The 23,544-nt window shown below is 61.0% G+C and carries 19 protein-coding genes; 10 read left to right on the top strand and 9 right to left on the bottom strand.

Annotated elements, in window-relative coordinates:
• Positions 1-106 precede the first annotated feature (106 nt).
• The 6 genes from aroK to KW841_RS10770 are packed head-to-tail and all read right to left on the bottom strand — an operon-like array spanning position 107 to position 5,487.
• On the bottom strand, positions 107-625 hold the full coding sequence (aroK, locus tag KW841_RS10795) for a shikimate kinase AroK (RefSeq protein WP_015093141.1): 519 nt from the start codon (positions 623-625) through the stop codon (positions 107-109).
• Between the two features lie 4 nt (positions 626-629).
• The gene (pilQ, locus tag KW841_RS10790; protein ID WP_218475845.1) at positions 630-2,699 is read right to left on the bottom strand and encodes a type IV pilus secretin PilQ; all 2,070 of its coding nucleotides are present in this window, start codon (positions 2,697-2,699) and stop codon (positions 630-632) included.
• Positions 2,700-2,712: 13 nt separating this feature from the next.
• Positions 2,713-3,240, bottom strand: coding sequence for a pilus assembly protein PilP (locus KW841_RS10785; RefSeq protein ID WP_218475843.1), 528 nt, complete (start codon positions 3,238-3,240; stop codon positions 2,713-2,715).
• Positions 3,237-3,860: a type 4a pilus biogenesis protein PilO gene (locus tag KW841_RS10780; RefSeq protein ID WP_218475841.1), complete on the bottom strand. Its 624-nt coding sequence runs from the start codon at positions 3,858-3,860 to the stop codon at positions 3,237-3,239. Before KW841_RS10780 ends, KW841_RS10785 begins: the two co-directional genes overlap by 4 nt.
• Positions 3,857-4,423, bottom strand: a complete 567-nt coding sequence (locus KW841_RS10775) for a PilN domain-containing protein (protein WP_218475839.1) — start codon at positions 4,421-4,423, stop codon at positions 3,857-3,859. The genes KW841_RS10780 and KW841_RS10775 overlap by 4 nt, the downstream gene beginning before the upstream one ends.
• Positions 4,423-5,487, bottom strand: a complete 1,065-nt coding sequence (locus KW841_RS10770) for a pilus assembly protein PilM (RefSeq protein ID WP_218475837.1) — start codon at positions 5,485-5,487, stop codon at positions 4,423-4,425. Before KW841_RS10770 ends, KW841_RS10775 begins: the two co-directional genes overlap by 1 nt.
• Positions 5,488-5,703: 216 nt before the next feature.
• On the opposite strand from KW841_RS10770, the gene KW841_RS10765 reads away from it, so the two are divergent.
• Positions 5,704-8,145 carry a penicillin-binding protein 1A gene (locus KW841_RS10765; RefSeq protein WP_371319508.1) on the top strand — a complete coding sequence of 814 codons (2,442 nt, stop codon included), beginning with the start codon at positions 5,704-5,706 and terminating at the stop codon, positions 8,143-8,145.
• Between the two features lie 267 nt (positions 8,146-8,412).
• Here the strand turns inward: KW841_RS10765 and KW841_RS10760 are convergent, their stop codons facing one another.
• The 3 genes from KW841_RS10760 to rpmE form a co-directional block, all read right to left on the bottom strand.
• Positions 8,413-9,681 carry a malic enzyme-like NAD(P)-binding protein gene (locus KW841_RS10760; protein ID WP_104451108.1) on the bottom strand — a complete coding sequence of 423 codons (1,269 nt, stop codon included), beginning with the start codon at positions 9,679-9,681 and terminating at the stop codon, positions 8,413-8,415.
• 183 nt (positions 9,682-9,864) lie between these two features.
• The gene (locus KW841_RS10755; protein WP_218475833.1) at positions 9,865-10,653 is read right to left on the bottom strand and encodes a thermonuclease family protein; all 789 of its coding nucleotides are present in this window, start codon (positions 10,651-10,653) and stop codon (positions 9,865-9,867) included.
• 35 nt (positions 10,654-10,688) lie between these two features.
• Positions 10,689-10,907 (bottom strand): 50S ribosomal protein L31, encoded by a 219-nt coding sequence (gene rpmE, locus KW841_RS10750; protein WP_007975586.1) that lies wholly within the window; start codon positions 10,905-10,907, stop codon positions 10,689-10,691.
• A gap of 281 nt (positions 10,908-11,188) precedes the next feature.
• Between rpmE and KW841_RS10745 the strand changes: the two genes are divergently transcribed.
• The 9 genes from KW841_RS10745 to phaC (KW841_RS10705) all read left to right on the top strand — a co-directional run bounded on the left by KW841_RS10745 (position 11,189) and on the right by phaC (KW841_RS10705) (position 23,511).
• Positions 11,189-13,408 carry a primosomal protein N' gene (locus tag KW841_RS10745; protein WP_033047971.1) on the top strand — a complete coding sequence of 740 codons (2,220 nt, stop codon included), beginning with the start codon at positions 11,189-11,191 and terminating at the stop codon, positions 13,406-13,408.
• A 236-nt stretch (positions 13,409-13,644) separates the two neighbouring features.
• Positions 13,645-15,381 carry an arginine--tRNA ligase gene (gene argS, locus KW841_RS10740; protein ID WP_218475831.1) on the top strand — a complete coding sequence of 579 codons (1,737 nt, stop codon included), beginning with the start codon at positions 13,645-13,647 and terminating at the stop codon, positions 15,379-15,381.
• A gap of 1 nt (position 15,382) precedes the next feature.
• A complete protein-coding gene (locus tag KW841_RS10735; RefSeq protein ID WP_007999206.1) occupies positions 15,383-16,096 on the top strand; it encodes an SPOR domain-containing protein in 714 nt (237 codons plus the stop codon).
• 231 nt (positions 16,097-16,327) lie between these two features.
• Positions 16,328-16,858: an ATP-dependent protease subunit HslV gene (gene hslV / locus KW841_RS10730; protein ID WP_007975582.1), complete on the top strand. Its 531-nt coding sequence runs from the start codon at positions 16,328-16,330 to the stop codon at positions 16,856-16,858.
• A gap of 54 nt (positions 16,859-16,912) precedes the next feature.
• Positions 16,913-18,250, top strand: a complete 1,338-nt coding sequence (hslU, locus tag KW841_RS10725) for an HslU--HslV peptidase ATPase subunit (RefSeq protein ID WP_102698564.1) — start codon at positions 16,913-16,915, stop codon at positions 18,248-18,250.
• 143 nt (positions 18,251-18,393) lie between these two features.
• Positions 18,394-18,765 (top strand): gamma-butyrobetaine hydroxylase-like domain-containing protein, encoded by a 372-nt coding sequence (locus KW841_RS10720; RefSeq protein WP_218475829.1) that lies wholly within the window; start codon positions 18,394-18,396, stop codon positions 18,763-18,765.
• Positions 18,766-19,023: 258 nt separating this feature from the next.
• Positions 19,024-20,703, top strand: coding sequence for a class II poly(R)-hydroxyalkanoic acid synthase (gene phaC, locus KW841_RS10715; RefSeq protein ID WP_218475827.1), 1,680 nt, complete (start codon positions 19,024-19,026; stop codon positions 20,701-20,703).
• 155 nt (positions 20,704-20,858) lie between these two features.
• The gene (gene phaZ, locus KW841_RS10710; RefSeq protein ID WP_007975576.1) at positions 20,859-21,713 is read left to right on the top strand and encodes a poly(3-hydroxyalkanoate) depolymerase; all 855 of its coding nucleotides are present in this window, start codon (positions 20,859-20,861) and stop codon (positions 21,711-21,713) included.
• 115 nt (positions 21,714-21,828) lie between these two features.
• Positions 21,829-23,511, top strand: a complete 1,683-nt coding sequence (gene phaC, locus KW841_RS10705; protein WP_218475825.1) for a class II poly(R)-hydroxyalkanoic acid synthase — start codon at positions 21,829-21,831, stop codon at positions 23,509-23,511.
• Positions 23,512-23,544: the final 33 nt, after the last annotated feature.

Genomic DNA, 23,544 nt, shown 5'->3' with positions numbered 1-23,544 from the left:
ACGAATATCCACGGCATCTGCTGGTGTGACGCCGTTCGGTAGCCATCCGCCACAACCTTGAGTGGTCATGGCGAGACGCCGAGGATAGCGCATTTCGCGCGGCGCTTTAACGGGGTGGCAACTGCTGCAGGCGCTCTAGAATGTCGAGTACGACCATTCGCGGCGGTCGTTCATCGGTTTCGACCACCAGGTCGGCAATTTCCCGGTAAAGCGGATCGCGGATCGCCAACAGATCCCGAAGGGTCTTGGCCGGATCGGCGGTACGCAACAATGGCCGATTGCGGTCACGGGCCGTGCGACCGACCTGCTGCTCGACCGACGCATGCAGATAAACCACCCGCCCACCGGCATGCAGTGCCCGACGATTGGCTTCGCGCATGACCGCGCCCCCACCTGTCGCCAGCACCACACCGTCGTAGTCGCACAGCTCGGCAATCATTGCCTGCTCGCGATCACGAAAGCCCGGTTCGCCTTCTTTATCGAAGATCCAAGGGATATTGGCGCCCGTGCGCAATTCAATTTCCTTATCGGAATCTTTGAATGGCAGGCGCAGCTCTTTGGCCAGCAACCGGCCGATGGTGCTTTTTCCAGCACCCATCGGTCCTACAAGAATCAAATTTCGCACAGAATCAATGACTCACAGCAATCGCCTGATTATTCATGATACGCGGAGTGAGGAATACCAACAGCTCGGATTTTTTCTCCGAAACCACATCACGCCGGAAAAGGCGGCCAAGATACGGCACATCGCCAAGAAATGGCACCTTATCTACGACCTTGCTCTGAGTATTTGAGAAAACGCCGCCAATGACGATGGTCTCGCCATCATTGACCAGGACCTTGGCGTTGACTTCGTTTTTCTTGATCGGCGGTACATCCTGGACCTTGTTCAGGTAGTCCGGTTCGTCCTTGGTCACCTTGACCTCCATGATGATCCGGTTGTCGGGCGTGATCTGCGGCGTCACCTCCAAGGACAGCGAGGCCTCCTTGAACGACACCGAAGTCGCGCCACTGGAACTGGCCTCCTGATAGGGAATCTCGGTGCCCTTGAGGATTTTGGCGGTTTCCTTGTCGGACGTGACCACCTTGGGTTGCGAGACGATTTCCCCGTTGCCGGTTTTCTCCATGGCCGTCAGTTCCAGGTCCAGCAAGACGTTATCGGTGATGAACGCGATGCCGATTCCCGAGGTGTTGTTGGCGACGCCCATGTCGACGAACGGTGAGTTGGTACTGGTACTGCCGGGCGTGCCGATGGTCGATGAACCGTTGAGTCCATTGCTGACACCGGAGGTGTTCCAGTTGCCCCTGTTCTGTATCGATCCGCCCCAGCGCACCCCGAGGCTTTTGTCATAGTCGACGTTGGCTTCGACAATCCGCGCCTCGATCATGACCTGACGCACAGGGATATCCAGCTGCGTGACGATCCTGCGCAGCTCATCAAGCCGGTCCTGGGTCTGGTAGGCAATGATGTTGTTGGTGCGTTCGTCGACGGTGATAGACCCCCGTTCGTCGGGTTTCGCTTCGGCACTGGTCACCGACTGGAAGAGCTTGGCGATGTCCGCCGCCTTGGCGTAATTCACCTGCAACAGTTCCCGGCGCAACGGCGCCAGATCGGCAATCTGCTTTTGTGATTCCAGCTCCTGACGCTCACGGGCAGCAATTTCATCGGCCGGCGCAACAAGCAGGACATTGCCGACCTTGCGCTTGTCCAACCCCTTGGTTTTCAGCACCAGATCCAGCGCCTGATCCCACGGCACGTTCTGCAGGCGCAATGTGATGCCACCCTGCACCGTGTCGCTGGCCACCAGGTTGAGGTTGGTGAAGTCGGCGATCAATTGCAGCACCGAACGCACATCGATGTCCTGGAAATTCAGCGAAAGCTTCTCGCCGCTGTAAGCCTGTTGCCCGGCATTGCGCTTTTGCAGGTCGTCGACCGTCGCCGGGCGAACGCTGACCGTGAGCTTGCTGTCGGTCTGATAGGTCGAGTAATCGAACGCACCACCGGGCTCGATGCTGATGATGGCTCGATCGCCGCTTGCGCTGGCATTGACGAACCGCACGGGCGTGGCGAAATCCTTAACATCCAGACGCACGCGCAGCGGCTCGGGCAATCGGGTTTTGGCAAACCCGACAATAATCTTGCCCTCGCGCTGTTGTATGTCGGGCGCAATCGATGGGTCCGACAAGTCGATCACCACGTTGCCCTCACCCTGTGTGCCTCGCTGAAAATCCACACCCCGAATGGCCTTGCCCGGCGTCGTAGCGGCTCGCGCCGGAACCGGCATTGCCGGAGCCGCCGGCCTGGGTGTCGACGGCTTGCCCCCCTGCCCGACTACCACCAGCAAATTGTTGCCTTCGATTCGCGAGTCGTACGGGGCCGACTGAGCCAGGTTGATGATCAATCGCGTACGGTCCCCGGCCTCCACCACCGTTGCACTACGGGCATTTCCACTGCCGAGATCGCGAGTCTTGCTGGCCAGTTGACTGGCGACACCCGGCAAATCCAGCGCAATCCGGGCCGGCGACTCAGTCATGTAGCCCTGAGGCAACGGGGGCGGCGCATCGAACGACAACTTCAACTCGACCCGGTCTCCCGGCAGCGCAGCGACATCCAGCGCCTTGAGATTGGCCGCTTGTACCATCGGCGACAACATCGCTATCCATAGCGAAAGGCCGAAGGCGGAAAAAATCCTGTTCATTATTCGGGTTCCACTATGAGGGCTCTTTCAAAGGGATGGTCCGGGGACGCTCCAGCCACGCACCCTGACCATCAGGAACAATTTCAACCACATCGACTTGCGAACCACTGATCGCAACGACTCGTCCGTCGTTACGCCCCAGGTAATCACCGACCTTCAGGCGGTGCACGCCACCCGCCCCGCGCAACAGGGCAAAAGAGCCCTTTGCATTGGAAAGGGTGCCGACCATTTCAAACTGCTCGATGTTGAAACCTTCGAGGTATTGCCTGACCCGGTCAGGGTCGGGTTTGACGTTGCGCGAACCCCGCCGATGGGCCGCCAGATCAGTGCTGAGCTGTGGTGAAAACGGACTGCGCAGGTTCGCTGCGTCGTAGATGAATGTCGGGTAAGACCGGAATACCGGCGTTGGTTCAATACTGCCCGGGCCGCGCAGGCGTATTTCGCTCAGGTAGGCGTCCAGATCGCTGTAGTCATCGCCAGCGCCACAGCCGGACAGAACAGACAGCAACAGCACCATCGAAAAACAACGCGCCGGGGTCATTGATGTCGCCCCGTTTCGCTGTAGCGGTAGGTCTTGGCGAGGATACTCAAGCGCAGTTTCGGAGCACCCTGGGGACTGACGGGGGCAAGGTCGAAATCGTGCAAGGTGACGATTCGCGGCAACCCGGCCACACCACTGACGAAGGTGGCCAGGTCGTGGTAACCGCCGGTGACCGTGATCTGGATCGGCAACTCGACGTAGAACGGCTGGGCGACCTCCGGCAGCAGCTTGATCTCCTCGAACTCCAGGCCACTGCCCAGGCCTGTACGCGTGATGTCTTCCAGCAAGCCGGGCACTTCGGTGTCGCCGGGAAGTTGCCGCAACAGCACGCCGAAAGCGTTCTCCATCTCTTTCAACTGCTGGGTGTAGAGATCGAGATTCGCCGCCATACGGGCTTTGCCGGCGAACTGCTCCTTGAGCGTCGACTCTTCCTCGCGCTTCAGATCGAGCTGGCTCTCGAGGTCACGAGTGGAAAAGTTGTAGCCCAAGACCAGCACCACAAGCATGAGCAAACCGGCCACCAGACACTTGATCACCGGCGGCCAGGCCCCCATGTTGCCGGTGTCCAGATCGTTGAAGTCGATCTTGCGCAACTCTTCGAACCATTCGGACAGGCTCATTTGCCGCCCTCCGGTGCTGCGGGTTGAGTCTGGCGAACGGTCAACTGGAAGATGTTGGCCTGCGCCACCTGACCGGCAGCGGCGGCCTTGACTTCAGTCAGGCTCGGCGCATCGAACCAGTCTGATGCCTCGAGGTTGCGCATCAAGTCTGAAACACGGCTGTTGGATTGCGCGGCACCGGTGATGGACAAGGTCTTTGCGGCCATTCTCACTTCGGTGAAATACACGCCGTCAGGCAGTGCTCGCGCCAACTGGTCAAATATTCGCCCGCTGATTTGGCGGTTGTCTTGCAGGTCCTGGATGATGCGCATGCGCTCGACCAGTTGCTGGCGGCGCTCCTTGAGATCATTGATCTGTGTGATCCGCTCATCGACCACGGCGATTTGCCTGCCAATGTAATCGTTACGGACGATTTGCCGGTCGATGGCACGACTGATGGCCTGGTTGGCAACCAGCACTGCGCCCATAGTGCCCGCCATAGCAACCACCAGGACCAGCAGAAAGCGTTTGCGGCGGACTTCACGCCGTTCCTCGCGCCAGGGTAAAAGGTTGATCCGCCCCATCAGTCGAAGCTCCTGAGGGCAAGACCACAGGCGATCATCAACGCCGGGGCATCACTCGCCAGGGCAGCACCATTGACCTTGCTGCCCAGCGTCATTGCGGAGAAAGGATTCGCGATCTGGGTCGGCGTGCCCAATTGCTGCTCGACCAAACCGTCCAGCCCCGGGACCGACGCGGTACCGCCGGCCAGCAGGATATGGTCGACGGCGCTGTACTGGCCGGCGGCAAAGAAGAATTGCAACGAGCGCGAAACCTGCTGCACCAGTGCCTGTTGAAATGGCTGCAAGACCTCACCGGCATAGTCATCCGGCAGGCCGCCCTTCCTTTGCGCCAGACTCGCCTGCTCCAGCGTCAGGCCATAGCGACGCTGGATTTCCCCGGTCAACTGCCGACCGCCGAACAGCTGCTCGCGGGTGTAGATAATTCGCCCGTCGTGCAGCACGCTCAGAGTGGTCATGGTGGCGCCGATATCCACTACTGCGACCGTCAACGGTTTCTCGGAGACCGCTAGCCGACTGGCCAGCAACCCGAATGAGCGCTCCAGTGCATAGGCCTCGACATCGACTACGCGGGCGGTCAGCCCAGCCAGGGCCAGGGCGGCCTCGCGGACCTCGACGTTTTCCTTGCGGCAAGCCGCGAGCAGCACGTTGACGCGCTCCGGATTGCGCGCGGAGGAACCCTGGACTTCAAAGTCGATCGCGACTTCATCCAGGGGATAAGGGATGTATTGATCCGCCTCGATCTTCAGCTGGCTTTCCAACTCGTCTTCGGAAAGAGCGGCATCCATTTCGATGATCTTGGTGATTACTGCCGAGCCTGCCACAGCCACGGCCACGCCCTTGAGGCCGGTTCTGGCCCTGGTCAGCGCGCGCGAAAGGGCCAGCCCCACGCCTTCGAGGTCAGCAATGTTCTTTTCGATCACCGCGCCGACCGGCAACGGCTCGACCGCATAAGCTTCGACCCGGTAGCGTTCGCCCTGGCGGCTCAATTCCAGAAGCTTTACCGAGGTAGAGCTGATATCGATTCCCAGGAGCGTACTGGATTTTTTGTTGAAGAGTCCCGGCACTACCAATTCCCTATGACTTTCCGTGAGTTACGGACTCTGCAATGTCCATTGCGTTCAATCCGCCCGTCTTGACAGCAGCGCCAACCGCGCTCCCGATCAGAAAAATGCTTATAATGCCCAGCGTTTTTTTCCGCATTTGCTCAAGCGCGGGTTGTTCTCATTTAGCCTGAACCCTGTTGCCCAATTCATTTTTGCCCTGGATATCCAAAAGCCTTGATTCGTCTGCTGAAGTTTTTCGGTTGGTCCATCGTCGCGGTTTTCTGCGGACTCCTTCTGGGTCTGAGCGGGGCGTACCTCTACCTTAGTCCCGGGCTGCCGTCCGTGGAGGCGCTGAGAAGCATCCAGTTGCAGATTCCTTTGCGGGTCTACAGCAGCGATAACAAGTTGATCGCAGAGTTCGGCGAAATGCGCCGCACACCGATCCGTTTCGCCGACATTCCCCCCAATTTCATTAATGCGTTACTAAGTGCTGAAGACGACAATTTCGCCAACCACTATGGCGTCGATCCCAGCAGCCTGATGCGTGCCGCGACCCAGTTGGTCAAAAGCGGACACATCCAGTCCGGTGGCAGCACGATCACCATGCAGGTGGCGAAGAACTTCTTCCTGACCAGCGAACGCAGCTTTTCGCGCAAGACCACCGAAATCCTGCTGGCCCTGCAGATCGAACGACAGTTGACCAAGGACGAGATCCTCGAGCTGTACGTCAACAAGATCTACCTGGGTAACCGTGCCTACGGCATCGAGGCGGCGGCGCAGGTCTATTACGGCAAATCGATCCGCGATGTCAGCCTGGCGCAGATGGCAATGATTGCCGGCCTGCCCAAGGCGCCGTCGCGCTTCAACCCGCTGGCCAACCCGGCGCGCAGCAAGGAACGTCGCGACTGGATCCTGGGGCGCATGTACAAGCTCGGCAAAATCACCGAGGCCGACTACACCGCCGCGATCAACGAGCCGCTGAACGCCAGCTATCACGTACCGACTCCGGAAGTGAACGCGCCGTACATCGCCGAAATGGCCCGTGCCGAAATGGTCGGGCGTTATGGCAGCGACGCGTATACCGAAGGCTTCCGCGTCACCACCACGGTGCCGAGCGACCTCCAGGAACTGGCCAACACCGCAGTCCACGAAGGCCTGATGACTTACGATCAGCGCCACGGCTATCGCGGCCCCGAGTCGCGGCTTCCGGGCAAGACGCGTGAAGCCTGGGTAACCGAGCTGACCAAGCAACGCACCATCAGCGGCCTGGAACCGGCCATCGTGACCCAGGTCGACAAGAGCGGCCTGCAGGTGCTGACCCGCACCGGCCAGGAACACGTCAACTGGGACACCATGAAGTGGGCCCGTCCGTTCCTGAACACCAACAGCATGGGCGCCAACCCGAAGCAGCCTTCGGACGTGGCCCAGGTCGGTGACCTGATTCGCGTGCAGCGTCAGCCGGACAACTCGCTGAAGTTCAGCCAGATCCCGCAGGCCCAGGGCGCGCTGGTGTCCCTGGACCCACAGAACGGTGCCATTCGCGCCCTGGTTGGCGGCTTCGCCTTTGAACAGAGCAACTACAACCGCGCACTGCAGGCCAAGCGCCAGCCGGGTTCGAGCTTCAAACCGTTCGTCTACGCCGCCGCACTGGATAACGGCTACACCGCCTCCAGCCTGGTGAACGATGCCCCGATCGTATTCGTCGACGAGTACCTGGACAAAGTCTGGCGGCCGAAAAACGACACCAACACGTTCCTCGGCCCGATCCGCCTGCGTGAAGCTCTGTACAAGTCGCGCAACCTGGTGTCGATCCGTTTGCTGCAAGCGATGGGTGTTGGCAAGACCATCGACTACATCGCTCGCTTCGGCTTCAACAAACAGGACCTGCCACCCAACCTGTCCCTGGCACTGGGCACCGCGACCCTGACGCCAATGGAGATCGCCACCGGCTGGAGCACCTTCGCCAACGGGGGCTACAAGATCACCCCGTACATCATCGACAGGATTGAAAGCCGCAACGGCGACACTTTGTTCGTCGCCAACCCGCCGAGCGTGCCTCAGGGCGGCGCTGCCAGCGATGGCATTGCCGCACCCGCCCCTCAAGCCTTCACGGTCAATGCAACGCCGGGCGAAGTCCCTGGCGCTGCTGCGCCGACACCACAGGCACCCGCCGTGGCCGAACGCATCGTTGACGGGCGCACCACGTACATCCTCAACAGCATGCTTGAGGACGTGATCAAGCTCGGCACCGGTCGTCGCGCACTGGCCTTGGGCCGCCCGGACATTGCCGGCAAGACCGGTACGACCAACGAATCCAAGGACGCCTGGTTCTCCGGCTACAACGCCGATTACGTGACCACCGTATGGACCGGTTTCGACCAGCCGGAAAGCCTGGGCCGCAAGGAATTCGGCGGCACCGTCGCGCTGCCGATCTGGATGAACTACATGGGCGCTGCACTCAAAGGCAAGCCGCCGCATACGCAAGCGGAGCCGGAAGGCCTCCTCAGCCTGCGAGTCGATCCGGTCAGCGGTCGCGCGGCCAGCCCGGGCACGCCAGGCGCCTACTTCGAGCTGTTCAAGGCCGAAGATACGCCGCCGTCGGGCAACGAGCTCGGCAATGGCAATGCGCCAGGCAGTCCGTTGCCAGCGGATGAAGCTGCGCCAATCGATTTGTTCTGATTGCAGCAATGATGAAAAGCCCCGCCTTCGAAAGAAGAGCGGGGCTTTTTGTGCCTGCCGGTTTTGATGTTGCCTGGTCCGGCCCCTTCGCGGGCAAGCCCGCTCCCACAGTGGATCGTTGGCGTGCACAAGGTCTGCGAACAACACAAAATCCTGTGGGAGCGGGCTTGCCCGCGAAGAGGCCTGTATAGACAACACATAAGCAGCAGGCAATAAAAAGCCCCGACTCAAATGAGCCGGGGCTATCGATTGAAGCACTACAACGGCTTAGCCGTTGAACACATCATCCACGCTTTTCAGCGGGTAGTTCTTCGGATACGGCAGGGTCGCCACGCCGGTCTCGATGGCAGCTTTGGCTACGGCATCGGAGATCAGGGTGATCAGACGGGCATCCATTGGCTTCGGAATGATGTACTCACGGCCGAATTCCAACTTGATGCCGCCATAGGCGTCGCACACTTCCTGAGGCACTGGCAGCTTGGCCAGTTCGCGCAGGGCGTTGGCCGCAGCCACTTTCATCTCTTCGTTGATGCGCTTGGCGCGAACGTCCAGGGCACCACGGAAGATGAACGGGAAGCCCAGTACGTTGTTGACCTGGTTCGGGTAGTCGGAACGACCGGTGGCCATGATCACGTCGCTACGGGTGGCGTGTGCCAGCTCCGGGGAGATTTCCGGATCAGGGTTGGAGCACGCGAACACGATCGGGTTCGGCGCCATCGACAGCAGGCCTTCAGGGCTCAGCAGGTTCGGGCCGGACAGGCCTACGAACACGTCAGCGCCTTGCAGGGCATCAGCCAGGGTGCGCTTGTCGGTCGCGTGAGCGAACACAGCCTTGTACTGGTTCAGGTCGTCACGGCCGGAGTGGATCACGCCGGTACGGTCGACCATGTAGATGTTTTCGATGTTGGCACCCATGCTCACCAGCAACTTCATGCAGGAGATGGCGGCAGCGCCGGCACCCAGGCAGACGATCTTGGCTTCAGACAGGGTTTTGCCAGCGATTTCCAGGGCGTTGATCATGCCGGCCGCGGTCACGATAGCGGTGCCGTGCTGGTCATCGTGGAATACCGGAATATCGCACTGCTCGATCAGAGCGCGTTCGATTTCAAAGCACTCGGGTGCCTTGATGTCTTCCAGGTTGATGCCACCGAAGGTGATGGAGATGCGCTTGACGGTGTCGATGAAGGCCTGCGGGCTTTCGGAGTCGACTTCGATGTCGAAAACGTCGATGCCGGCGAAGCGCTTGAACAGTACGCCTTTACCTTCCATCACTGGCTTGGAAGCCAATGGGCCGAGGTTACCCAGGCCGAGAATCGCGGTGCCATCGGAAATGACTGCAACCAGGTTGCCTTTGCCGGTGTACTTGTAGGCCAGCTCGGGATCGCGGGCGATCTCGCGTACTGGCTCGGCTACGCCCGGGCTGTAGGCCAGCGACAGGTCGCGAGCGGTAGCAGTGGCCTTGGTGAGCTCGACACTCAGCTTCCCTGGACGAGGATTGGCGTGATATTCGAGAGCGGCAGTTTTCAGATCAGACATTTTGGCATTCCGCTTTTTACTGTTGGACAGACTGGTCAGCGAGGATACGCGCCTCGCAAAGTCCCCACAAGACTGACTGGTCACCCCTGTCAAGCGCCCGCCCCTACGACTTTGGGCCAAGAGCCACGGCTCACAAGGGCTAGACTGTTCACAATCGACAGAAAAAATGTCTACAATTTTTTATCACTGCACTGCTTGAAGCATCGCCGGGTCGGACAAGGGCAACATCCAGCGCGCCTGCCCTTCTTTCAATCCGCCACGTCGCGAACGATCCAGCACCCAGCCACGCGCCTCGATCTGCTTGCCCTTGAGGCTTTCCAGCAAGTTCACATCGAAACGCGCCAGCAGATTGGGTGCAACGCGCAATACAACCGAGTCCTGCAACTCGATCCAAACCCCACCTCGATTGCGCTGCACCTTGCTCACACGACCGCTGAGCACGGCAAAGCCGGAAGTGCTGATCTGTTCCGCTTTCAGTACAGGCGACTGGCGCCACACACCGAGCCCGGCCTGTCGAGCGTTGCGCTCTGCGGCTTGCTGACAGGCGACCAGATCGACGTTCGGCGCCACGGCCACCTGGAAACCCAGGCCTTCGGCGAGCATCTGCGCTTCGAGGTTGGCGCCATCTGCACCATAGACATGGGCCAGCGTGCGGCCGTAATGGTCCTTGCTTTCTTTGCCAGGCACCAACCCGACCCGCCCGTCACTGGCCGCCACCAAGGCCTCAAGGCGTTTGCGCGCGGCCACGGCGAAGGGTTCGTCGGAACGGCCCTGCTTGCCCAGCTCCGGCGTGTTCAAGCCGATCATGCGCACATTGCGGCCATCGCTCAGGCGCAGGGTATCGCCATCCACCACCCGTTGCACCGCGACGGGTGTCAGGCCGCCTGGCGTCGGACAAAAGGCCTGCGCGCCAGACAGCCAAATCGCGGACACAAAAAAGGCGCCCGCGAGGGACGCCTTTTTCATCAGCATGGAAAAACCGTAGCGGCTTCCCAAGTTGATCGGCCTTAGGCCTTTTTCGCGCCGAAAGCACCGAAACGGTCGGCGAACTTCTGTACGCGACCACCGGTGTCCAGAGTCTTCTGCTTACCGGTGTAGAACGGGTGGCATTCGTTGCAAACGTCGATCGCCAGGGCTTTGCCGAAGGTCGAACGGGTTTCGAACTTGTTGCCGCAGCTGCAGGTAACAGCAACTGCCGGGTATTCTGGATGGATATCAGCTTTCATGGTGTTTTCCTCAGGCTAGCGTGCCGCCACCCAACACTATTGTTGAATACCGCACGTAATTAGGCCGCGGATTCTACCAGACAATCCCGTTCACGCAAGCTGTCGCTCAAACCAGTCGTCTGCTAGGCTCCCGACCAAATCGCCGCCCCTGTGGGAGCGGGCTTGCTCGCGAAAGCGGTGTGTCAGGCTACTTGAATGTTGACTGACACGCCGTCTTCGCGAGCAAGCCCGCTCCCACAGGTCGTAGCCCTGCTGTTTATTCCGCTGATCGAGATCCCCGCGTGCCCGACGCCATTCTGCGCCTCGCCCTGCCTTCGCCGCTGCGCCGCCTGTTCGACTACCGCGCTCCGGCCGGCGTCCTGCGTGCCCAACTGCACCCCGGCATGCGCCTGCGGGTACCGTTCGGCCGGCGCGAGATGATCGGGATTCTGGTGGAAGTCACCGACACCAGCGAAGTACCGGCCGAGAAACTCAAGCCGGCCCTGGCCTTGCTCGACGCTACGCCACCGCTGCCGCCCGCGCTGTTCAAGCTGTGCCTGTGGACTTCTCAGTACTATCAACACAGCCTCGGCGACACCTTGAGCTGGGCGTTGCCGGTGCTGCTGCGCCAGGGTGAGCTGGCCGAAGCGCGCCAGGAACGCTTCTGGTCTGCCGCGCCAGGCGCCAGCCTCGATGATCCGCGCATCGCCCGCGCCCCGCGCCAGCGCGAAGCCCTGGCCACGCTGGCCCAGCATCCCCACGGCGTCGCCCATCAGTTGCTGAGCAAACTGATGCTGAGCAAGGACAGCCTGGACTTGCTGCTGGCCAAGGAACTGGTGCAGGTCGAGATCCGCCGGCACGCCCCCGGTGCACGCCACGAACACTGGCTGGCGCAACCGGAGCTGCCGCTGAACCCGGAGCAGCGCGCCGCCTATGAGGCCATTCGCGCCGGCTTCGACAGTTACCACGCATTCCTGCTGGCCGGCGTCACCGGCAGCGGCAAGACCGAAGTCTATCTGCAGCTGATCCGCGAAACCCTCGAGGCCGGCAAGCAGGCACTGGTGCTTATCCCGGAAATCAACCTCGGCCCGCAGACCCTGGCGCGCTTCGAACAGCGCTTCAATGCCCGCATCGCGCTGATCCATTCGGCGGTCAATGACCGCGAACGCCTCGATGCCTGGCTGGCTGCCCGGGACGGTGAGGCCGACATCATTATCGGCACCCGTTCGGCCCTGTTCACGCCGATGAAGAACCCCGGCCTGATCATCATCGACGAAGAGCACGACGGCTCCTATAAACAGCAGGAGGGCTTGCGCTACCACGCCCGTGATTTGGCGCTGGTACGGGCGCGACAGGAAAACATCCCGATCGTCCTCGGCTCCGCCACCCCCTCGCTGGAAAGCCTGCACAACGCCTACACCGGCCGGTACGGACTGCTGCGCCTGAATGAGCGCGCCGGCGGGGCCAAACAGCCGCGCTTCCTGCGCCTGGATGTCAAAAGCCGCCCGCTGGACAGCGGCATTTCCGGGCCGATGCAACAAGCCATCGGCCAGACCCTGGCCGCCGGGCAGCAGGTACTGGTATTCCTTAACCGCCGCGGCTTCGCCCCGACCCTGCTGTGTCACGATTGCGGCTGGATGTCCGAGTGCCAGCGCTGCGATGCGCGAATGACCGTGCATCAGCGTTACGGCGAGTTGCGCTGCCACCACTGCGGCTACGTCGAACGCGTGCCGCGCCAGTGCCCGAAGTGCAACAAGGTCGATCTGCGCCCCGTCGGCGCCGGCACCGAACGGGCCGAGGAGCGCCTGGCGATTCTGTTCCCGGACTATCCGGTGCTGCGGGTCGACCGCGACAGCACATCGCGCAAGGACGCGATGAACCAGTTGTTCGCGACCATTCAAAAAGGTCAGCCGTGCATTTTGATCGGCACGCAAATGCTTGCCAAAGGGCACCACTTCCCGCGGGTGACGCTGGTGTCGATCCTCGACGCCGACGGCGGTCTGTTCTCCGGCGACTTCCGCGCCAGCGAACGCATGGCGCAACTGATCGTCCAGGTCGCCGGTCGCGCAGGCCGGGCCGAAGAGCCGGGCAAGGTGATTATCCAGACGCACCTGGCCGACCACCCGCTGCTGGTGCAACTGACCGAACAAGGCTATTTCGCCTTCGCCGAACAGGCCCTGAGCGAACGCCGCGCGGCTGGCTTGCCGCCGTTTGCGCATTTGGCGTTGTTGCGGGCCGAAGCGCATAAACCGGGTCAAGCCGAAGGTTTTCTCGATGAGGCGTGCAGTGAGGCCGAGCGTTTGCTGGCTGAACAGGGTTTGACCGGGATCGAACTGTTGGGGCCGGTGCCGGCGCCAATGGAGCGACGGGCGGGGCGTTATCGTGCGCAGTTGTTGTTGCAGGCTACGGCCCGGGCGCCGTTGCATCGGTTGTTGGCCAGTTGGCTGTTGGTGCTGGAGCAGATGCCGAGTGGGCGGGCGGTGCGCTGGTCTTTGGATGTCGATCCTGTCGATTTGTATTGATTTCAAAACCGTAATCGCGAGCAAGCTCGCTCCCACAATGGTTTTTCAGTGGAAATACAATTTGTGTCCACCACAGAACCTGTGGGAGCGAGCTTGCTCGCGATTGCGGTCAAATTGTCACCACACATCCACAACCTGCCTGCTAAGGTTGGCAAGCCCGTCTTCGCAACGGATAATGCCCAGTTTTTCCACCAGCGCATGATGCGCCGCCGCGCCTGCGGTCGAAAGAGAAGACCATGAAAGACACCATTCGCCAGCTGATCCAACAAGCCATCACCCAACTCGTCAACGAAGGTGTGTTGCCTGAAGGCCTGTCGCCGGCGATCCAGGTGGAAAACTCCCGCGACAAGAAGAACGGCGACTTCGCCAGCAACATCGCCATGATGCTGGCCAAACCGGCCGGCATGAAGCCCCGCGATCTGGCGGAAAAAATCATCGCCGCGCTGCCGGCTGACGAAAACGTTGCCAAGACCGAAATCGCAGGTCCCGGCTTCCTGAACTTCTTCCAGAACACCGACGCCCTGGCGACCCGCCTGGACGCCGCCCTGGCCGATGACCACATTGGCGTGCGCAAGGCCGGCCCGGTACAGCGCACCGTGGTCGACCTGTCGGCACCGAACCTGGCCAAGGAGATGCACGTCGGCCACCTGCGCTCGACCATCATCGGCGACGGCGTGGCCCGCGTTCTCGAATTCCTCGGCGACACCGTGATCCGTCAGAACCACGTCGGCGACTGGGGCACCCAGTTCGGCATGCTGATGGCTTACCTGCAGGAAAACCCGATCACCAGCGACGAGCTGTCGGACCTGGAAAATTTCTACCGCGCCGCCAAGCAGCGCTTCGACGAATCCGAAGAGTTCGCCGACCGCGCCCGCGGCCTGGTGGTCAAGCTGCAGGCCGGCGATGCCGACTGCCTGGCCCTGTGGACCAAGTTCAAGGACATCTCGCTGTCCCACTGCCAGAAGATCTACGAACTGCTCAACGTCAAACTGACCATGGCCGACGTGATGGGCGAAAGCGCCTACAACGACGACCTGATCAACGTGGTCAACGATTTGAAGGCCGCTGGCATGCTGGTCGAGAGCAACGGCGCCCAGTGCGTGTTCCTCGACGAGTTCAAGAACGCCGACGGCGACCCGCTGCCGGTGATCATCGTCAAGGCTGACGGTGGCTACCTCTACGCCACCACCGACCTGGCGGCCGTGCGCTACCGCAGCGGCAAGCTCAAGGCCGATCGCGCGCTGTACTTCGTCGACCAGCGTCAGGCCCTGCACTTCCAGCAAGTGTTTGCCGTGGCGCGCAAGGCCGGTTTCGTGACCCATCCGATGGAAATGGAACACATGGGCTTCGGCACCATGAACGGCGCTGACGGCCGTCCGTTCAAGACCCGTGATGGCGGCACCGTGAAGCTGATCGACCTGCTGACCGAAGCCCAGGAACGTGCCTACACCCTGGTCAAGGACAAAAACCCGGAGCTGGCCGAGGCCGAGTTGCGCAACATCGCCAAGGTGGTGGGCATCGGCGCAGTGAAATACGCCGACCTGTCCAAGCACCGCACCAGCGACTACAGCTTCAACTTCGACCTGATGCTCAATTTCGAAGGCAACACGGCGCCCTACCTGCTGTACGCCTACACCCGTGTGGCCGGCGTGTTCCGTAAACTCGGCAAGGACTTCAGCGAAGTCGACGGCCAGATCGTCCTCGAAGCGACACACGAACTCGAACTGGCAGCGAAGCTTGCGCAGTTTGGCGAGATCCTGAACAACGTGTCCGAAAAAGGCACCCCGCACATCCTCTGCACCTACCTGTACGACGTCGCCGGCCTGTTCTCCAGCTTCTACGAGAACTGCCCGATCCTCGCCGCCGACACCCCGGCACAAATGCAGAGCCGCCTGCGCCTCGCCGCGCTGACCGGACGCACCCTCAAGCAAGGCCTGGAACTCTTGGGCCTGGAAACTCTGGAGCGTATGTAAGTTGGCTGCCAAGAAAAAACCTGCACCCAAGCGTGGCGCCAGCCGTTACCAAGCTCCTGCAAAGCAACCGATCCCGGGCTGGCTGTGGATGGCCATCGGCCTGACGGTCGGCGCGTTCATCGTGTTCCTGATGAAGCTGGAACCGGGCAAGGGCAGCGACACGGTCAAGCGTGAAAAGGTCGAGCAACAGCAACAGCAGAAAGCCAGCAAGATCGCCGAGGCCAACAAGACCCCGCCGAGCCCGACGCAACCGGTGAAGCCGAAGTACGACTTCTACACCTTGCTGCCGGAATCGGAAGTCATCGTGCCGCCGGATGCCGTGCCGGAAAAAACCCTGCCGACGCCACAAGTGCCGGCCATCCCGACTACGCCTGTCACCCCGGCCGAAGCGGCGAAGATCGACACGGCTCGCGCCCAGGCTGCATTGGCCGGGATCACGCCGCCGCCAGCGCCACCGGTCAAGGCTGCGCCTGTGACGAAGTTTTTCCTGCAGGCGGGTTCGTTCCGCAAGGAAACCGATGCGGACAAGGTTCGGGCGCAGATCATTCTGCTGGGCCAGGCCGTTTCGGTAGAGTCCGGTACGGTGAAGGACGAAACCTGGTATCGGGTACTGGTCGGACCGTTCAGCAACCGCGAACAACTGACGACCGCCCAGAAACAACTGGCCGGCGCCGGCTTCAGTAATCTGTTGTTACAACAACGCCAGAGCCGCTGACCCCCCAAGGTCAACCGAGTCATCGTTCATCGCTGGCAAGCCAGCTCCCACAGGGTTGGGGATTATCCTGTGGGAGCTGGCTTGCCAGCGATGGTGTCCGAACGGACAACACATCCCTCCCCTGCCTGCCACCACTCGTCCCCTCTCACGCCTTACAGTTGAAAAACCCTCCACCACCCCCATATGAATGGGCATAAGGCATTTTCGCCCCGCTGCGTGGAGACTCTTCCCTTGACCACCATCGTTTCAGTTCGCCGCCACGGCAAAGTCGTCATGGGCGGCGACGGCCAGGTTTCCCTTGGTAATACCGTGATGAAAGGCAACGCGAAAAAAGTTCGCCGCCTGTACCACGGCCAGGTCATTGCCGGTTTTGCCGGTGCCACCGCCGACGCCTTTACCCTCTTCGAACGTTTCGAAGGCCAGCTTGAAAAACACCAGGGCCACCTGGTGCGCGCCGCCGTCGAACTCGCCAAAGAATGGCGCACCGACCGCTCCCTGAGCCGCCTTGAAGCCATGCTCGCGGTTGCCAACAAGGACGCCTCCCTGATCATTACCGGCAACGGTGACGTGGTCGAACCCGAAGACGGCCTGATCGCCATGGGTTCCGGTGGCGCCTACGCCCAGGCCGCAGCCAGCGCGCTGCTGAAAAAAACCGACCTGTCAGCCCGGGAAATCGTCGAAACCGCCCTCGGTATCGCCGGCGACATCTGCGTATTCACCAACCACACCCAGACCATTGAGGAGCAGGACTGCGCCGAGTAAGCCCGTGCAGCCACCGCACCACGGCTCATTCTTGCTTGAGGTCCACTGAATATTATGTCCATGACTCCCCGTGAAATCGTCCACGAACTCAACCGCCACATCATCGGCCAGGACGATGCCAAGCGCGCCGTCGCCATTGCCCTGCGCAACCGCTGGCGCCGCATGCAGCTGCCTGAAGAGCTGCGCGTTGAAGTCACGCCAAAGAACATCCTGATGATCGGCCCGACCGGCGTCGGTAAAACCGAGATCGCCCGTCGCCTGGCAAAGCTGGCCAATGCGCCGTTCATCAAGGTCGAAGCAACCAAGTTCACCGAAGTCGGCTATGTCGGCCGTGACGTCGAATCGATCATTCGTGACCTGGCCGATGCCGCGATCAAGCTGCTGCGCGAGCAGGAAATCGTCAAGGTTCGCCACCGCGCCGAAGACGCCGCCGAAGAGCGCATCCTCGACGCCCTGCTGCCACCGGCACGCATGGGCTTCAGCAACGACGACGCCCCGACTGCCGATTCAAACACCCGCCAGCTGTTCCGCAAGCGCCTGCGCGAAGGTCAGCTGGACGACAAGGAGATCGAAATCGAAGTCGCCGAAATGGCCGGCGTCGACATCTCCGCGCCACCGGGCATGGAAGAAATGACCAACCAGCTGCAAAGCCTGTTTGCCAACATGGGCAAGGGCAAGAAAAAAGCCCGCAAGCTCAAGGTCAAAGAAGCGCTGAAGATGGTGCGCGACGAAGAAGCCAGCCGTCTGGTCAACGATGAAGAGTTGAAGGCCAAGGCACTGGAAGCCGTCGAGCAGCACGGCATCGTGTTCATCGACGAAATCGACAAGGTCGCCAAGCGTGGTAATTCCGGTGGCGTCGATGTATCCCGCGAAGGCGTGCAGCGCGACTTGCTGCCGCTGATCGAAGGCTGCACCGTCAACACCAAGCTGGGCATGGTCAAGACCGACCACATCCTGTTCATTGCATCCGGTGCGTTCCACCTGAGCAAGCCAAGCGATCTGGTGCCCGAGCTGCAAGGCCGTCTGCCGATCCGTGTCGAACTCAAGGCCCTGAGCCCGGAAGACTTCGAACGTATCCTCAGCGAGCCTCACGCCTCGCTCACCGAGCAATACTGCGCGCTGCTGAAAACCGAAGGCCTGGGCATCGAGTTCCAGCCGAGCGGCATCAAGCGCATCGCGGAGATCGCCTGGCAGGTCAACGAGAAAACCGAAAACATCGGTGCCCGTCGCCTGCACACCCTGCTCGAGCGCCTGCTCGAAGAGGTGTCGTTCAGCGCCGGCGACCTGGCCAGCGCCCATGATGGCAAGGTGATCCAGATCGACGCCGACTACGTCAACAGCCACCTGGGCGAATTGGCGCAGAACGAAGACCTGTCCCGTTATATCCTGTAAGCAACTCTTACAGCGATAGAGAACCTGTGGGAGCGAGCTTGCTCGCGATGAGGCCATCTCATTCGATACTCATGTTGAATGTGATACCGCAATCGCGAGCAAGCTCGCTCCCACAAGGATCTCCACAAAGCGGACATCCGGTCATGATCCCCACCGACATCAAGCTGCACAAAGCCTCGAAAACCCTGTCGCTGAAATACGCGTCCGGCGAGGAATACACCCTGCCCGCCGAGTTCCTGCGCGTGCACTCTCCTTCCGCCGAGGTCCAGGGCCACGGCAAACCCATCCTGCAATTTGGCAAGATCAACGTAGGCCTGACCAAGATAGAACCGGCCGGTCAGTACGCACTGAAACTGACCTTCGATGACGGTCACGACAGCGGCCTGTTCACCTGGGAATACCTCTACGAACTGGCGCGACGTTATGACGCACTGTGGGAAGATTATCTGGCCGAGCTTAAAGCGGCTGGAAAAACCCGCGACCCGAACGAATCCGTCGTCAAGCTGATGCTCTAATCCGAGCCTCTTGCTCTTTAGAGGGCATTTTCTAATTTCATCTGTTTGAATGCTCCGCTCCAGGGCCGTCGATTGGCCTGCTTGCGAAAAAAATTAAACTCGGGTAACCAATGGAACTGGCAAGTTCCCTGCAGTGCTCACTGCGAACAAAAGCAGCGATGCAGTATTAACGGTCACCCGAGCAGCAGTACCTGGCATTGGTTGTGTGACTGCACAGCGGGCCCCGGGTACTCGTCTCAGGACATTGGAGCGTCGTAGATGAGTAACAAGAATAACGATGACTTGAAGCAACAAGCCTCCGAAAACACCTTGGGGCTGAATCCTGTCGTTGGATTGCGTGGAAAAGATCTACTGGCTTCTGCTCGCATGGTGCTCAGGCAGGCCATCAAGCAACCGATTCACAGCGCCAAGCATGTCGCCCATTTCGGCCTTGAACTCAAGAATGTACTGCTAGGCAAATCCGAGCTTCTTCCGACTAGCGATGACCGTCGCTTCGCCGATCCGGCCTGGAGCCAGAACCCGCTCTACAAACGTTATTTGCAAACCTACCTGGCGTGGCGCAAGGAACTCCACGACTGGATCGATGACAGCAACCTGCCGGCCAAGGACGTCAACCGCGGGCACTTCGTGATCAACCTCATGACCGAGGCCTTCGCCCCGACCAACACGGCGGCCAACCCGGCGGCGGTCAAGCGTTTCTTCGAGACCGGCGGTAAAAGCCTGCTCGACGGCCTCTCGCATCTGGCCAAGGATCTGGTACACAACGGCGGCATGCCGAGCCAGGTCAACATGGGAGCATTCGAGGTCGGCAAGACCCTGGCCGTGACCGAAGGTGCAGTGGTATTTCGCAACGACGTGCTGGAGCTGATCCAGTACAAGCCCATCACCGAACAGGTGCACGAGCGCCCTTTGCTGGTAGTGCCACCGCAAATCAACAAATTCTACGTTTTCGACCTCAGCCCGGAGAAAAGCCTGGCGCGGTTCTGCCTGCGCAGCAACGTGCAGACCTTCATCGTCAGCTGGCGCAACCCGACCAAGGAGCAGCGTGAGTGGGGCCTGTCGACTTACATCGAGGCGCTCAAGGAAGCGGTCGACGTGGTCACTGCGATCACCGGCAGCAAGGACGTGAACATGCTCGGTGCCTGCTCCGGCGGCATCACCTGCACCGCGTTGCTGGGCCATTACGCAGCGATTGGCGAGAACAAGGTCAACGCCCTCACCCTGCTGGTCAGTGTGCTCGACACCACCCTGGACAGCGATGTAGCGCTGTTCGTCGACGAACAAACCCTCGAAAGCGCCAAGCGCCACTCCTATCAGGCCGGCGTGCTGGAAGGCCGCGACATGGCGAAAGTCTTTGCCTGGATGCGCCCCAACGATCTGATCTGGAACTACTGGGTCAACAACTACCTGCTGGGCAACGAGCCACCGGTGTTCGACATCCTGTTCTGGAACAACGACACCACCCGGTTACCTGCTGCGTTCCACGGCGACCTGATCGAAATGTTCAAAAGCAATCCATTGATTCGTCCGAATGCACTGGAAGTGTGCGGCACACCGATCGACCTGAAGCAGGTCACTGCCGATATCTTTTCCTTGGCCGGGACCAGCGACCACATCACCCCGTGGCGCTCCTGCTACAAGTCGGCGCAACTGTTCGGCGGCAATGTTGAATTCGTGCTGTCCAGCAGCGGGCATATCCAGAGCATCCTGAATCCGCCGGGCAATCCGAAATCGCGCTACATGACCAGCACTGAAATGCCCACCAATGCCGATGACTGGCAGGAAGAGTCGACCAAGCACGCCGATTCGTGGTGGCTGCATTGGCAGGCCTGGCAGGCACAGCGCTCGGGCAATCTGAAAAAAGCTCCGCTGAAACTGGGCAACAAGGCGTACCCGGCGGGCGAAGCCGCACCGGGCACTTATGTACACGAGCGGTAACTGACACACCTCGACTTCCCTGTGCGAGCGAGCTTGCTCGCGATGACGGTGGCTGGTTTGGCATATGCGCCGACTGACACTCCGCTATCGCGAGCAAGCTCGCTCCCACAGGGGGCGGGGATGAACTGGAAAAAGCGACCCACAGGGCCTGAAGCATGCCGCAACCCTTCATATTCCGTACCGTCGACCTGGATGGCCAGACGCTCCGCACGGCGGTACGCCCCGGCAAGCCTCACTTGACGCCCCTGCTGATTTTCAACGGTATCGGCGCCAACCTGGAGCTGGTGTTCCCGTTCATTGCCGCGCTGGACCCGGACCTGGAAGTCATCGCCTTCGACGTACCCGGTGTCGGCGGTTCGTCGACGCCAAACCGGCCGTATCGTTTTCCGGGGTTGGCCAAGCTCACGGCGCGGATGCTCGACTATCTCGACTACGGGCAGGTCAACGTCATCGGCGTGTCCTGGGGTGGCGCCCTGGCCCAGCAGTTTGCTTATGACTACCCGGAGCGCTGCAAGAAACTCGTGCTGGCCGCCACGGCGGCGGGTGCGGTGATGGTGCCGGGCAAGCCGAAAGTGTTGTGGATGATGGCCAGCCCGCGACGCTACATCCAGCCGTCCCACGTGATCCGCATTGCGCCGATGATCTACGGGGGTGCGTTCCGTCGCGACCCGACGCTCGCCGCCAGCCATGCGGCCAAGGTGCGTTCGGCGGGCAAGCTCGGTTACTACTGGCAACTGTTCGCCGGCCTCGGCTGGACCAGCATCCACTGGCTGCACAAGATCCGCCAGCCGACCCTGGTGCTGGCCGGTGACGATGACCCGTTGATCCCGCTGGTCAACATGCGCTTGCTGGCCTGGCGGATTCCCAACGCCCAGTTGCACATCATCGATGACGGTCATCTGTTCCTGATTACCCGGGCCGAAGCGGTGGCCCCGATCATCATGAAATTCCTGGAGGAGGAGCGCCAGCGCGCGGTGATGCATCCGCGTCCGGCGCCATTGGGCAGTTAAAGCGCTGCCTCAGCGGTCGGCAGGACGCCACGCCGCGCAACAACCCGTTACAGCGTCTATGGTGTTCTGGTTCAGTGTGTTTGTTTTTGGCCTGAAGACGAAGGAGTGTTGAATCATGCGCGAGAAACCAGCGAGGGAGTCCTTGGCGACTCCCGCCGCGTTCATCAATGCACAGAGTGCGATTACCGGTCTGCGTGGCCGGGATCTGCTGTCGACCCTGCGCAGTGTGGCCGCCCATGGCTTGCGCAACCCACTGCACAGCGCCCGGCATGCCCTCAAACTCGGCGGTCAGCTTGGCCGCGTGCTGCTGGGCGAGACCCTGCACCCGACCAACCCGCAGGACGCTCGCTTCGCCGACCCGGCGTGGAGCCTCAACCCGTTTTATCGCCGTAGCCTGCAGGCCTATCTGAGCTGGCAGAAGCAGGTCAAAAGCTGGATCGATGAGAGCAACATGAGCCCGGACGACCGCGCCCGCGCCCACTTCGCCTTCGCCTTGCTCAACGACGCCGTATCGCCCTCCAACACCCTGCTCAACCCACTGGCGGTCAAGGAGCTGTTCAATTCCGGCGGTAACAGCCTGGTGCGGGGCATCGGCCATCTGGTGGACGACCTGCTGCATAACGACGGCCTGCCCCGGCAAGTCACCAAGCAAGCGTTCGAGGTCGGCAGGACGGTCGCCACCACCACCGGAGCCGTGGTGTTCCGCAACGAGCTGCTGGAGTTGATCCAGTACAAGCCGATGAGCGAAAAGCAGTATTCCAAGCCCCTGCTGGTGGTGCCGCCGCAAATCAACAAGTACTACATTTTTGACCTGAGCCCGCACAACAGTTTCGTCCAGTACGCCCTGAAAAACGGCCTGCAAACCTTCATGATCAGCTGGCGCAACCCGGATGTGCGTCACCGCGAATGGGGGCTCTCGACCTACGTCGAAGCCGTGGAAGAAGCGATGAATGTCTGCCGGGCGATCACCGGCGCACGCGAGGTCAACCTGATGGGCGCCTGCGCCGGCGGGCTGACCATTGCCGCGCTGCAAGGCCATTTGCAGGCCAAGCGGCAGCTGCGCAGGGTGTCCAGCGCGACGTATCTGGTGAGCCTGCTCGACAGTCAGCTGGACAGCCCCGCTACGCTGTTCGCCGACGAACAGACGCTGGAGGCTGCCAAGCGCCGCTCCTATCAGAAAGGTGTGCTGGACGGCCGTGACATGGCCAAGGTCTTCGCCTGGATGCGCCCCAACGATTTGATCTGGAGCTACTTCGTCAACAACTACCTGTTGGGCAAGGAGCCACCGGCGTTCGACATCCTCTACTGGAACAACGACAACACGCGCCTGCCGGCCGCCCTGCATGGCGACCTGCTGGACTTCTTCAAGCACAACCCGCTGACCCACCCGGGCGGACTGGAAGTGTGTGGCACGCCGATCGATTTGCAGAAGGTCACCGTCGACAGTTTCAGCGTCGCCGGCATCAACGATCACATCACACCGTGGGACGCGGTGTATCGCTCGACGCTGTTGCTCGGTGGCGAACGGCGCTTCGTGCTGTCCAACAGCGGTCATGTGCAGAGCATCCTCAACCCGCCGAGCAACCCGAAAGCCAACTACGTCGAGAACGGCAAACTGAGCAGCGATCCCCGTGCCTGGTACTACGACGCCAAACATGTCGACGGCAGTTGGTGGACCCAATGGCTGGGCTGGATTCAGGAACGCTCCGGCGCGCAGAAGGAAACCCACATGGCGCTCGGCAACCAGAACTACCCACCGATGGAGGCAGCACCCGGTACTTACGTGCGCGTGCGCTGACGTTCAACGCGCCACGGCCGCTGCCGGCCGTGG

It is taken from the genome of Pseudomonas sp. PDM28, from assembly GCF_019219115.1.
In the GTDB taxonomy this organism is placed as follows: Bacteria; Pseudomonadota; Gammaproteobacteria; order Pseudomonadales; family Pseudomonadaceae; genus Aquipseudomonas; species Aquipseudomonas laurylsulfatiphila.
The sequence above is the reverse complement of the archived record's forward strand: the minus strand, read 5'-3'. Positions and strand labels throughout refer to the sequence as shown.

Coding starts and splice junctions, on each gene's coding strand:
- KW841_RS10780 (WP_218475841.1), bottom strand. CDS start 3,860: ATGAGCCTGTCCGAATGGTTCGAAGAGTTGCGCAAGATCGACTTCAAC.
- KW841_RS10755 (WP_218475833.1), bottom strand. CDS start 10,653: ATGCTGATGAAAAAGGCGTCCCTCGCGGGCGCCTTTTTTGTGTCCGCG.
- pilQ (WP_218475845.1), bottom strand. CDS start 2,699: ATGAACAGGATTTTTTCCGCCTTCGGCCTTTCGCTATGGATAGCGATG.
- KW841_RS10775 (WP_218475839.1), bottom strand. CDS start 4,423: ATGGGGCGGATCAACCTTTTACCCTGGCGCGAGGAACGGCGTGAAGTC.
- KW841_RS10785 (WP_218475843.1), bottom strand. CDS start 3,240: ATGACCCCGGCGCGTTGTTTTTCGATGGTGCTGTTGCTGTCTGTTCTG.
- phaC (WP_218475825.1), top strand. CDS start 21,829: ATGCGCGAGAAACCAGCGAGGGAGTCCTTGGCGACTCCCGCCGCGTTC.
- KW841_RS10760 (WP_104451108.1), bottom strand. CDS start 9,681: ATGTCTGATCTGAAAACTGCCGCTCTCGAATATCACGCCAATCCTCGT.
- phaC (WP_218475827.1), top strand. CDS start 19,024: ATGAGTAACAAGAATAACGATGACTTGAAGCAACAAGCCTCCGAAAAC.
- argS (WP_218475831.1), top strand. CDS start 13,645: ATGAAAGACACCATTCGCCAGCTGATCCAACAAGCCATCACCCAACTC.
- rpmE (WP_007975586.1), bottom strand. CDS start 10,907: ATGAAAGCTGATATCCATCCAGAATACCCGGCAGTTGCTGTTACCTGC.
- KW841_RS10720 (WP_218475829.1), top strand. CDS start 18,394: ATGATCCCCACCGACATCAAGCTGCACAAAGCCTCGAAAACCCTGTCG.
- phaZ (WP_007975576.1), top strand. CDS start 20,859: ATGCCGCAACCCTTCATATTCCGTACCGTCGACCTGGATGGCCAGACG.
- hslU (WP_102698564.1), top strand. CDS start 16,913: ATGTCCATGACTCCCCGTGAAATCGTCCACGAACTCAACCGCCACATC.